Raw genomic sequence first — 12,024 nt, forward strand, 5'->3', positions numbered from 1 at the left:
CTGTTTTGGTGTTAGAAACTGAGATTGAGGCCCATGGAAAGCAGCATGGATCGGGGGTAGGAAAAAATGGTGTCGATACCCCGCGCGGTAGTACCGTTCCGCCCCAGCACTTCGGGGTCGAGGCCCGAGTACTTCGTGATCGTGAACAGGTTCTGTCCCTGCGCATAAATCCGTAAACCCTGCATATGAAGGGCTTTCAGCAAATGCTGCGGCAAGGTGTAGCCGATTTGCAGGTTCCGGAGTTTCAGGAATGAACCGTCCTCCACAAAGTAGCTCGAAATCCGGCCGTAATTGGAATTCGGATCGCGGGCGAACGTGCCGCCTGCATTGGTAGCCCCCACCCTCGGCTGATCGGTAAGCCCGTTTCCGTTAAAGAACGAGGCGTTAAAAATATCCCGGGTAGAGGTGTAGTCCCCGTAAAAATATTCGGTGTAGTACTTATTCCCATTATACACGTCGACGCCCTGGATTCCCTGCAGCAATGCCGTCAGTTCAAGCCCTTTCCAGCCCAGGTTGAGGGTCAATCCATAAGTGAGCTTCGGCCAGGGGTTCCCAATAAACGTTTTATCGAGGGTCGTGATGCGACCGTCGTTGTTGACATCCCTGAACCGCAGATCGCCCGCAGCCGTGCCTGCATTCTGATAGTAAATACTGGTCGAACCGGCCGACTGCTGTGCCTTTTCGTTCAGGGCCGACACTTCTGCATCGCTTTGGAAGATACCGTCAACCTGATAGCCGTAGAACTGGCTCATCGGATTGCCGATCTGCGTCCGCCCGGCATTGCCGTCCAGGTCGTTTCCGGCTGCCCCGTCGCTGATGGGATTGTTATTGTTCCCGTCCAGCTGCTTCACGAGGTTGCGGTTGAACGAGGCATTGGCTGCAATGGAATAGGTAAAGTCACCCTTACGGCCACGGTAATCCGCCGCCAGTTCCAAGCCCTTGTTGCTCATCTGGCCAATATTGGTGTACACCGATGTGTTCCCAAAGCCCGCCGTGGGCGCAACAGGTACCTGGTAGATCATCCCCTGTGTCTGACGGCTGTACCAGTCGAGGGTGATGTTCAATGCATTTTTAAGAAGGCCTACATCCAGCCCGATGTCAGTTTGCAATACCGACTCCCACTTGATGTTTTCATTGACGAGCTGTGCCGTCAGCGCATAACCTTTCGACCGCGATCCGTCAAAGAGGCCCATCGCATTGGTACCGCCCGTGCCGCCGTACGACGATTGATAAGTGTACTGCGGTATGTTGCTAGTACTACCCAGTTTTCCATAGCTCGCCCTCAGTTTCAGGTTCGAAAGATAGGTAAGGTTATCCCTGATAAAAACCTCCTCGCTCAGTTTCCATCCCACAGAGGCCGACGGGAACACGCCCCATTTGTTGGCCGGACCGAACCGGTCGGAGCCGTCGCGCCGCACGGTGGCTGTGAGCAGGTATTTGCCTGAATAAGTGTAGTTCAAACGCCCGAATTGCGAGAGTAAACGAGTCTGCGGCAATTCCGCACCATTGGTCACGTAGCTGCCGGGATTGGTAGTTAACCCCAGGTTATAGGTAACATAAGGAAAGCCTTGTGCCTCGCCATGCAACGTGCTCAAGTCCGACTTGTAGGCTTCGTAGCCAGCCAATGCCTTCAATTCGTGCTGACCGAACGTTTTGGCGTAGGTCAGCACAAAGTTCGAAGTCAAGTTGCGCTGGTTATTGATATCCCGTCCCAGGAAAGCAATGCGGTTGGCAACAATTCCGTAGTCAAAAGCTTCGGTAAATCTCAGGTTCTTAGCGTTGTAAACCGACGCCCCGAAAGTAGCGCGAAAACTGAGTGCAGGAACGATCTGCCAGTCGGCATAGACATTTCCTTCCACCGCATAGGTCTGGTTCGACATGTGGTTCTGATATTCCTGTCCCACCAGGTTGGGTCCGCCAAAAAAGCTGCCCGTTTTGGCCCAGCCGCCATAGGAATTCGAGGGATCATCAATACCCACCACAGGAGCGGAGCGGAAAGGGTAAGTCGCACTCACCGTCGGGTTCATCTCCGTCATCCAGGCGTACATCGTTTCGCCTACTTTAAGTTTCGAATTGATCCTGTAATCCGAATTGGTGCGTAACCCGTACCTTTTGAACCAGTTATCGATGATCGTGCCACCCTCTTTCTGATAATTCGCCGAAATATAGTAATTACTTTTCGCGGACGCTCCCGAGAGGTCCAGGGAATAGCTTTGCTCTACACCGTTGGTAAAGAGCGCATCCGTCCAGTCGTTATCGGGTAATGCAGCCGGATCTCCCCAGCCGCCGGTGGCCACGCCGAATGCAGTTTTAGCTTTGTAATAATCACTGGTATTCAATAATTTATACAAATTAACCGGCTTTCTCACCCCATAGTAAGCATTGAGATTGATACTCATTTTATCCATGGAAGTACCTCGTTTGGTGGTGACCAGCACGACACCACCCGCCGCCTGGGCACCGTAAATGGCAGCAGCGCTCGCATCTTTCAGGATCTCGATCGATTCCACATCCTGTAAGTTGAAATTGTTACCCGCCGACATCCGGATGCCATCGACAATGTACAAAGGCGACATACCGCCGATGGAACCTGCGCCACGAATAATGATGTCGGAGCTGGCACCCGGCGAACCGTCGTTACGGGTAATCTGTACCCCGGCCGCCCTGCCCTGCAATGCTTCATTGACGCTCCTCACCGGTAGGTTCTTGATATCGTTGGCCTTCACGGTCGACACCGAGCCCGTCAGGTCGGAGCGCTTCTGCGTACCGTACCCCACCACCACCACTTCCTCCAATGCTTTCGTATCGACTTTCAAAGCAACCTCGATGACCGTCCTGTTGCCGACCACAATTTCCTGCGGAACATATCCGACAAACGAAAAAATCAGTGCAGCGGATTGGTCTCCGGTCTCAATGGAGAACGTACCGTCGCCCTGGGAAGTCGTTCCGGTCTGCGTGCCTTTAACCAGAATGCTTACACCCGGGAGGGGCGCGCCGGTTTCGTCCGTCACCTTTCCGGTAATGAATTTATCCGGCACTTCCGCCTGATCGCCCGGCTTTCGCAGCCCCTGATCGGGTTCGCGGGTCAGTATAATGTACTTCCCGGAAGCATTGTAATGGAGTCCCAGCGGTCTCAGCAGCTTATCGAGCACCGAAGCCAGCGGCTCGTTGTATGCCGTGAGGTTAATGTGCCCGCTCCGTTGAAGTAATGCGGGGTCGTAGCTGAATTTCACCCTGGCCGATTTCTCGATCCTCGCGAGGGCCGTCCTGACGTCCTGATTCACGAGCGTCACCGTCACCGGGCGCGTGAGCATTTCCTGCGCCAGGCCATCACCCGCCACGCTGACCCCGAAGGTCAGCATGATCAGAAAGAGATGAAAACAGGAGAATTTAACCATAGCTATCATGATCTCGACAGGCAGTCGATGTTTTTTCATACCTTTGATCGTTTTGTGATTTCCCGAAAAGATTTTGCAAAACCGGTTCCCTGCTCTTGCCACAGATGTCCTGGGAACCAGTATCAGGCCGGCTATGCATCCGCACTGCCGGCTTTTTTGTGGTAATGTCCTATGTCATGCGGTATCCGGGTTTAGGGTTTACAAACTATTTTCAACATCCTGTTTGTCAACAAGTATGCGAGCATCCACGATCTGATACGACATTCCCATCGTTTTACAGATCACATCCAGCTTTTCATACAGCGATTCGTCTTCGAGACTTACTTTCAGCGAGCGGCCTTTGACCAACTCGGGATCGAAGAGTATTTCAACACCATAAGCCTGTTCCAGCGCCCGGAACACATCCTGTAAAGGCGCATTGTCGAACTCGAATATATTTCGGCGGGCAGCTTCCAGGATCACCGGCTTGTCCACCAATGTTTTATTGAAATGCAGTTCTTCCCGGGAAAATTCAGCTTGCTGATTTGCCGTCAGGATCACACCCGTGAGATGCGGGCTCTTGGGGTTCTCCTGATAATCCTTTTTCCCGAAGACCGACACCTTACCCGTAACGACAGACACAATCACTTCCGGAGCACTAACGTAAGCCCTTATACGAAAACTTGTACCGAGCACTTTCGTCACGGTTTCATTCGCATAGATCAGGAAGGGTCTTTCAGTATCGCGCTTCACTTCGAAAAATGCTTCGCCACTCAATTGCACTACCCGTTCCTTTGCCGTAAACTTTTCAGGGTAAATCAACCTGCTGTCCTTACCCAAACTCACGACGCTGCCGTCATCGAGGCGAATCCGCTTGATATCCCCTGCTTTGTTGACTTCCTCCCGTAAAGGCTCCCCCTGCGGGCCATTCAGGCTGATCGTTGTCAGCTGGCGCGCAGTTTCGGATTTCCAGAGCCAGGTTCCCAGCCCGGCGGCAATCAGCAGGAGCGATGCTGCAACATGCCAGGCGGTCAGTCGTCGCCATACACCCAGACGAACCGGGCGCGTCCGGTGCTCGACGTGCTCCCATATATCCTGCGCGAGCAGCTCGTCGTGATCCTTCGCGTCGTCAGCATGCAGGTCCAGCACGAGGGTCCTTGCCGCTAGTATCTTGTCGGTTTGCGCAGGATGGGCGGCCAGATACTGATCCCAGAATGCTTCATGAACCGCATCCGTTTTCAGGACCCAGTGCTGAAATGTTTCCTCGAATGCAAAATCCTCAATCTCAAAATCGGCAAAATCTCCTGCCATGTCCTGTCAGTTCGGTTGATATGACCCAGTGTCAAAACCCGGACGTTTTAATCCATTTTTTTTAGAAAAATTTCAGAATTCTCTGAAAAAAGAAAATAATACCGGGATAATGGACGACAAATGCATGATTTCCCGCAACGTCCTGAGACCGGTGTAGATGAATTTGCAGGCAGACTGATAGTTGACCCCCATAATCCGGGCGACCTGTTCGTTGTTCAGGTCGTTGAAAAAACGGAGATGAATCGCTTCCTGCTGGCGTTTCGGCAGCGTTGCCAGGGCCGCTTCCAGCTGTTGCGACTGCCTGGTCACGGTTTCTTCGTTAACCGCCCGATTTTCGAAATGGTCATGGTCCGCTTCCATATGGTCCTCGTCGAAATCGACGGACTGTTCGAAACGAAGGTGGCGTACGATTTTATATCGCAACGATTTGAGCAGGTAAAACCGCAGGGAACGGATTTCAGACAAGCTTTCGCGACTTTCCCAGAGCTCTACGAAAAGATCCTGGGTACAATCCTGGATGAGGTTACGGTTGGTTGTGATCTTATAGCCGTATCGGATCAGATACTGCACATGCGCCTGGTACAAACGCGCAAAAGCCACCCTGTCGCCCTGTTTGAAAGCTTTCCAGAGTGAAGCGTCGTCGGTCCATCCGGTATGATCCGGGGATATAGCGCTCATGAGCGGCAATTTGAGATGATTAGAGCATCAAAAATACGATTATTTGAATGTTGTAACGAAATTTTATTAAATAAATAAGAAACCCGCACGCCATCATCCCCTTCCGTGCTGCAACCGCCTGATATTCCTGAGGATAACCGCCTTATCCGAATCCGAATGCGCCAGTTTCACCGCGGTCTCATAATGTGCCATAGCCTGCGCGTCGTCTACATCCGTGTAAAGGTTGCCCAGCAGTGAATAGTAAAAGTGATTGCCCGTCAGATTCAGTCGCTGTGCCTCGGCGATGGCTGTCTGTTTGCTTTTTACTTTCGCCAGGGCAAAAGTGCGGTTCAGTGCGGCCACCGGTGAATATTCGAGCGCCAGTAAATCGTCGTACAATTGCAGGACGCTCTGCCATTTTCCCGAAGCATCCTCCTTCTGCGTATGCCAGTAAGCAATGCCGGCTTCCAGATGGTACTTGCTGAGTTTGTCGCCTGTGGAAGCGCGGGCGAGATAAAATGCGCCCCGGTCGATGAGCTCCTGGTTCCATAGTGTCTCATCCTGCTCTTCATACAGGATCATTTCTCCGTTCCTATTGATCCGCGCTTCGAACCGCGAGGAATGGAAACACATCAGCGACAGCAATGCGCTTACTTCCGGTTTATCGATGAGCTCATTTTCGACGAGCAGGAAATTGAGCCGCATCGCTTCCGCGCAAAGGTCCTTCCGAACCGTTATATTCTGAGAAATGGAGTAATATCCTTCCGAGTACAACAGGTAAAGCGTTGTCAATACCGTTTCGAGGCGCTCGCTAATCTCGGTAGTGCTGGGCTGACCGATCCTGATCGTACCTTCTTTAAGCTTTTCCTTCGCGCGACTGATACGCTTATAAACTACCTCTTTGTTGACCAGGAATGCGTCGGCTATTTCCTGCACCCCGAAACCGCAAAGCAGGTTGAGTGCCAGGGCTACCTGGGAATCGACAGGGATCAGCGGGCTGCATACCGCAAAAATCATGGCCAGCTGGCTATCCGCAATATTTTTCGGCGACATATCGATCTGGATTTCTTCCTCCTTTTCCGTCGTGTACCGGATTTCCGAAGCTACATTCTGCTCGAATATCGCATTCCGTTTCAGGTGGTTCTTCGTCTTGTTTTTAGCCACGGTATAGAGCCAGGCAGCAGGATTCTCGGGCAGCCCCTTAACGCCCCAGGTTTCAGCAGCCGCCAGGAACGTGTCGCTCGCGATATCCTCGGCAATTTCGACGTGCTCGATGCCAAAAAGGTAACAGAGTACCGCCACGAGTTTCTGATATTCCGTTCTGAAAAGATGTGGTAAAAGTTCTTCTTGTTCCATAGCGAGCCCGGCATTGTGAGGTGCCGGGCTCTAAAAATATTAAAAAAGAACGGGCGATCACATGCTGTCACATCGCTTTGCGGATTTCAACGGTTCCCCTCAAATCCAGGATGGGCGATGCTTTGGCGATTTCCACCGCCTCCTCGTAGCTGGCCGCGCGGATGATCGCCACGCCGCCGATGGATTCCTTGATCTCGGCATAAGGGCCGTTCAGGACGGTTTTATGATGATCTACGACCCGGCCTTCGGCATCCCAGCGCGTCTGCGGCCTGGCCAGACGGTCTTCGTCCGCCAGCCCTTTGTACCACGCCTGCCATTTCCGAAAATGTTCCTGCAATTGTTCAGGAGATAGTTGTGCATCCTTTGTCTGGTGATCCCTGCGGAAAATCAATAAGAACTCATCCATTGCTTGTTGTACCTGTTAAGTGATGAAATACCCATTAGCGTCTGTAAGCTACTCAGAATTCCGGAATGCCGGGCTCAACCGAACTGACCTACGCGATACGTCCCTACTCCGCCAGGAAATGCGATGTTGATCCGGTTCCAGGTATTAATGCTGGTGACGGCGATGGTGAGGTCGATCAGCTCCTCGTCGGAGAACTGGGCAATCGCTTCATTATACACGGCGTCTGTTACATGCACCGCCGTCACCGCCTCGGCCCATGCCAATGCAGCGCGTTCACGATCGGTATAGTACGGTGTTTCGCGCCATGCGCTCAATCCATAGAGGCGCTGCTCAGTTTCGCCCATCGCGCGCAACTCCTTGGAATGCATATCCAGGCAGTATGCACATTGATTGATCTGGGACACCCTGAAATCGATCAGTTCGATCAGCGGGTGTTCCAGTGTTGTTTTTTTAAGATATCCGGCCAATCCGAAAAGTGGCTTCATTGCATTTTGTCCTTTTGCGAAAAAATTAATTCTGGATTCCATTTCGAGAAATTTTAAAGTTTAAAAACCCTATGACAATCCAGTTTTCCAATCTGGACAGAAAAGGAAAAAAATTTTCAGTTTTTTTCTGAAACTACTACCCTATGCGAAAAGGGCGTTTTAAATACAAAATAATTATCCCACAATAAAAGATAAAAAAGTCTTTTATTGTAAAAACAGCCATTATCTTTGTGACTGTTTAAAGAGTACGAAACCGAACCGGCCAGATGAGTATTTTTTCAAAAACGTGTGAGTACGCAATGCGGGCTGTGTTTTACATTGCGCAGCGCTCGGAGGAAGGCCAGAAGGTGGGAATCCGTGAAATAGCGGTCCATATCAACTCACCGGAGCCGTTCCTGGCGAAAATTCTACAAAAACTGAGCAGGGATGGCCTGATCCTGTCATCCAAAGGCCCGCACGGCGGGTTTTACTTCGACTCGGGCGGTCTGCTCCGCCCCCTGGCCGATATTGTCCAGGCCATCGAGGGGGACAGTATTTTCACCGGCTGTGGGATGGGCCTGAGCTATTGCTCCGAAGCGAATCCTTGTCCGCTGCACGACGAATTCAAGAAAGTGCGGACCCAGATTGTGCTCATGCTCAAAAATACAACCATCGGACAGTTCAATGAAGCCTTGCTTCGCGGACAGCTCACTTTAAGCAAGTAAAATTTTTTAACCAAATAAAGGACAAAAAAGTCTTTTATTTTAAACCATCGTTTTCATCATGTCACCACAACAAAAAGACCTCGTGAAAGCAACCGTGCCGGTATTGAAAGAGCACGGCGTACTGCTGACCACTCACTTTTACAATCGCATGTTTACCCATAACCCGGAGCTGAAACACCTCTTCAATATGGGTAACCAGCAGAACAAGCGGCAACAAACGGCTCTCGCAACCGCGGTGTTGGCGTATGCGGAGCACATCGAAGATCCATCGGTGCTACTGGCGGTAGTGGATACAATCGGCCACAAACATGCGAGCCTGGACATTCGCCCCGAGCATTACGCCATTGTGGGCAAACACCTCATCGCCTCCATTGCCGAAGTACTAGGGGAAGCGGCCACACCTGAGCTGCTTGAAGCATGGACAATCGCGTACAGGCAGCTGGCCGCATTGATGAGCGGGCATGAGCAAAGCCTGTATGATGAAAAAGTAAGCGTACCTGGCGGCTGGTCGGGGTGGCGGCCTTTCAAAGTCCGTGAAAAAATCAGAGAGTCGGAAGAAATCACCTCGTTTTATCTGTATCCCGTGGATGGAGGCGGGGTCGCTGATTTCAAGCCCGGCCAGTACATCAGCGTTCGCCTGTTCCTGCCTGAATACAATTTGCTGCAACCACGACAATATAGCCTATCCTCCGCCCCCAACGGCGAATATTACCGCATTTCCGTCAAAAGAGAAGCAGGTAGCCAACACCCCGACGGCATGATCAGCAACCGCCTCCACGATTTTGTACAACCCGGCGATGTACTGGACCTCTCGGCCCCGTCGGGTAACTTTACCTTGAACGGGCACGACGAAAAACCACGGGTCTTCATCAGCGGCGGAGTCGGTCAAACCCCGCTGATGGCCATGCTGGAAACGCTCGTCCGATCGGAATCAACTGCGCCCATTACCTGGATACACGGTTGCAAAAATGAGCAGGTCCACGCATTCAAGGCCGATCTCGACGCCATCGCCTCGGAGGTAGCGCATGTGCAGAACCACTTTTTCTACGATAGCGCCGACACGCTCGCCGAAAACGAGTACCGCGGATGGGTATCCCTGGATCAGTTGCCCGCTGACGCATTGCATCCCGAAGCCCAATACTACATTTGTGGTCCCGCTCCATTCATCCGGCAGCATTACCGGTTCCTGGTTGACCGCGGCATCGAAAAGTCGCGGATCCATTTCGAAGAGTTCGGCCCGCTATCCCTCTCGATGAATTAAGTCCGGCGGGGAGGTTACGCCCGCCGGAACCTCCCCCAGGCTACAAAAGCGGCCATAATTCCAAAAATCACATTGACCCCGATCACCGGCGCCTCTCCTCTCGCGATATGAAACAGACCGGCTGCCAGCATTAACAGCACCAGTCCTATCGCAGCCAGCGGCATAAGCGCCGGCCTGATCCCCAGCACCCCTGGCAGCACCAGGCCGGCGGCTGCCGACAGATCCAGCACCCCGGTAAGCTTCACTAACCAGGGCGCTATTTCGCCTGTCCACGGCCACATCGCGGAAAGGTCGTGGCCCGATTGAAACAGTTTCAGTGCCCCTGCCCACACCAGGCTAGCAGCCAGCAACCCCTGCACGATCCAGAGCGTAATATGAAGTACTTTGGAAGGTTTATTGTTTGTCATAAGGTGATGTTTTTGTGAATGCTCAAAACTAGCTACATTCGCTTTCCATCCGATAGCACTATCCACAGGGGAAAGTAATATCCGAATGGGAAGTAATGGCAAAAACGCAACATAACACATATGCTTACAGGAAGAGGCTGCCCGAAAACCGCATTATCCATCCGCGACGCGCTGGAAGCACTGGAAGGCCGGTGGAAATTACTAATATTGTTTGCCCTTTCGACAGGGCCACTGCGTTTCAGGCAATTGTCTGCCGAAGTACACGGCATTACCGATAAAACACTGTCAAAAGAACTTAAAAACCTGGAAATGAATCAGCTGGTAAACAGACGGGTGTATGATACCTTTCCTCCCACTGTGGAGTATTCCATTACAGAGCACGGCGCGTCGCTGGAAAAAGTCCTGGAAGAACTCCATTTCTGGGGCCTTACGCACCGCCAAAAGATCATGGCACGGTAACCGGATTTGCGGTATCTCACCAGCGTTCTTCTTCAATTTCTTTCGCCAGTCTCCCTGTTATATCCACCCGCGCATCACGAAAAACGAAGATCACAGTTCCATGTTCCCTGGCGAACGTGTTGGTGACCGAATCGGCTGTATAGGCGATGCCAAACAACGGACCGGTTCCTGCCATTTCGTCCCCCCGCTCCCACGTATTCTTGACCCGGATGAGGTGCTTGTACTTTTTATCCAGTTCAAACCAGTTCACATAGTCGGCATTAAAAGTGACCGCCCGGATCCCCAGCTTCGTGTAGTAATTGATGGCCCCTGCCTGACCGTAGTTGTCACATAACACGATGGTCGCTTCCTTGTCCGGCATACTGGCATAGGCGGCGTCCACCTTCGCCGCCAGCTCTTTCCAGCCCAGCATATCCGCAAAATCCTGCGGCAGTTGATGATCCTTTCCATCCTCCCAGCGCAGCAACCCTAGCTGCCGATACCGCTCCGGGTTACGGACGATCTCCTCAGGCTTTTTGTTTGGAAAAGCAAAGTCCAGCAATGGAATGAAAAAGAGTATCGGGATCATAACAAATATGGCCCGCAGCCAGCGTGATCTGACTTTTTCTGCCAGATAAACCGCGCCAAAGGCAATGTAAACCGGGTAAATGCCGATCGCATAGTAACTTTTTGCACGGAGAAAAGTAAAAATGGCTAATGTAAAAACGAATGCGAAGAAAAACGGCCTGTATCTCAAAAACGGCCTATCAAACCAAAGCGCATAGAGTCCTGCGGCAATTACAAAAAGAGAGCCAGCGAAAAAAAGCACCTGCTCTTTCAGAAAATCTGCTCGGCTTACATTCACGAGCTGGGTCTCAGCCAGCAACTTCATGTGGTGAAACACCGGGAAACCATTCTGATACTGCCAGACCATATTCGGGGCGATCAGCAACAGCGCGAGCAGCAGGGCCAGATATACGTGACGGTCCAGCAGCAGCCTGCGTTGCGAAGTTACGAGAACTGCCGGCAGCAGACCGACAATCAAAAATGCAATATTGTATTTGTTCAAAAAACCGATCGCGAATGCAGCGCCGAAGAAATACAGCCACCTCGGATTCCCGGAACCCAGGTACCTGATCAGCAAAAAGTAAAGGGTCGTCCAGCACAAAACATCCAGTGAGTTAGGCTGGAACAGCTGGTTGAGTCTCAGTAATACCGAGAAAAGGATGCAGGAAGCCGCCAGCACGCAGGCAAACAAATTCCCTTTCAGCGCTTCTACGGTTTTCCATACGACCAGGATCGTCATTGCGCCAAACAGTGCCGGAAACAATCGCACCACCCAGACCCCGTTCCCCATCCAGCCAATAACCGAAGCCACCCAGGACGTAACAGGAGGCACCGACAGGTATCCCCATGCGGGATGATGCGCCTGGTCCAGATGCAGGTATTCGTCGCGGTGCAGGTCATAATCGGGAATGATCAGGAAGTATTGCAGGAGGAATTTCGTGAAAATGAATGTTAACAGGATGGCTGTTCTGTTTTTCAAGCTCGGCATGGCTTCAGAGAAAAAGGGGATCGATGGACTCTGCTTCAAATCTAAAACAAAACCGACAGCATTAACA

General features: G+C 51.8%; 11 protein-coding genes. 3 read left to right on the forward strand and 8 right to left on the reverse strand.

Annotated features, from left to right (window positions below):
• Positions 1 to 11: 11 nt before the first annotated feature.
• The 6 genes from BP71_RS09810 to BP71_RS09835 form a co-directional block, all read right to left on the reverse strand.
• Positions 12 to 3,437, reverse strand: coding sequence for a TonB-dependent receptor (locus tag BP71_RS09810; RefSeq protein ID WP_496378576.1), 3,426 nt, complete (start codon positions 3,435 to 3,437; stop codon positions 12 to 14).
• Positions 3,438 to 3,596: 159 nt separating this feature from the next.
• Positions 3,597 to 4,688, reverse strand: coding sequence for a FecR family protein (locus tag BP71_RS09815; RefSeq protein WP_496378578.1), 1,092 nt, complete (start codon positions 4,686 to 4,688; stop codon positions 3,597 to 3,599).
• Positions 4,689 to 4,760: 72 nt separating this feature from the next.
• Positions 4,761 to 5,366 (reverse strand): RNA polymerase sigma factor, encoded by a 606-nt coding sequence (locus BP71_RS09820; RefSeq protein ID WP_496378580.1) that lies wholly within the window; start codon positions 5,364 to 5,366, stop codon positions 4,761 to 4,763.
• A gap of 93 nt (positions 5,367 to 5,459) precedes the next feature.
• Entirely contained in the window at positions 5,460 to 6,701 is a 1,242-nt protein-coding gene (locus BP71_RS09825; RefSeq protein ID WP_496378582.1) for an RNA polymerase sigma factor, read from the reverse strand.
• 67 nt (positions 6,702 to 6,768) lie between these two features.
• A complete protein-coding gene (locus tag BP71_RS09830; RefSeq protein WP_496378584.1) occupies positions 6,769 to 7,107 on the reverse strand; it encodes a YciI family protein in 339 nt (112 codons plus the stop codon).
• 74 nt (positions 7,108 to 7,181) lie between these two features.
• Positions 7,182 to 7,634 carry a carboxymuconolactone decarboxylase family protein gene (locus tag BP71_RS09835; RefSeq protein ID WP_496378586.1) on the reverse strand — a complete coding sequence of 151 codons (453 nt, stop codon included), beginning with the start codon at positions 7,632 to 7,634 and terminating at the stop codon, positions 7,182 to 7,184.
• Between the two features lie 224 nt (positions 7,635 to 7,858).
• Between BP71_RS09835 and BP71_RS09840 the strand changes: the two genes are divergently transcribed.
• Together BP71_RS09840 and hmpA are read left to right on the forward strand one after the other, a co-directional pair.
• Positions 7,859 to 8,296 (forward strand): RrF2 family transcriptional regulator, encoded by a 438-nt coding sequence (locus BP71_RS09840; RefSeq protein ID WP_496378588.1) that lies wholly within the window; start codon positions 7,859 to 7,861, stop codon positions 8,294 to 8,296.
• 58 nt (positions 8,297 to 8,354) lie between these two features.
• Complete coding sequence (gene hmpA, locus BP71_RS09845) at positions 8,355 to 9,557, forward strand: NO-inducible flavohemoprotein (RefSeq protein WP_496378590.1); 1,203 nt, start codon at positions 8,355 to 8,357, stop codon at positions 9,555 to 9,557.
• 14 nt (positions 9,558 to 9,571) lie between these two features.
• Here hmpA and BP71_RS09850 read toward each other — a convergent pair whose 3' ends face one another.
• Positions 9,572 to 9,964, reverse strand: coding sequence for a DoxX family protein (locus tag BP71_RS09850; RefSeq protein WP_496378592.1), 393 nt, complete (start codon positions 9,962 to 9,964; stop codon positions 9,572 to 9,574).
• Positions 9,965 to 10,084: 120 nt separating this feature from the next.
• Here BP71_RS09850 and BP71_RS09855 point away from each other — a divergent pair, with 120 nt between their 5' ends.
• Complete coding sequence (locus tag BP71_RS09855; protein ID WP_496378594.1) at positions 10,085 to 10,423, forward strand: winged helix-turn-helix transcriptional regulator; 339 nt, start codon at positions 10,085 to 10,087, stop codon at positions 10,421 to 10,423.
• Positions 10,424 to 10,439: 16 nt separating this feature from the next.
• Here the strand turns inward: BP71_RS09855 and BP71_RS09860 are convergent, their stop codons facing one another.
• Positions 10,440 to 11,957, reverse strand: coding sequence for a glycosyltransferase family 39 protein (locus BP71_RS09860; RefSeq protein WP_496378596.1), 1,518 nt, complete (start codon positions 11,955 to 11,957; stop codon positions 10,440 to 10,442).
• Positions 11,958 to 12,024 lie beyond the last annotated feature (67 nt).

The sequence above is a fragment of the Dyadobacter ginsengisoli DSM 21015 genome (assembly GCF_059568735.1).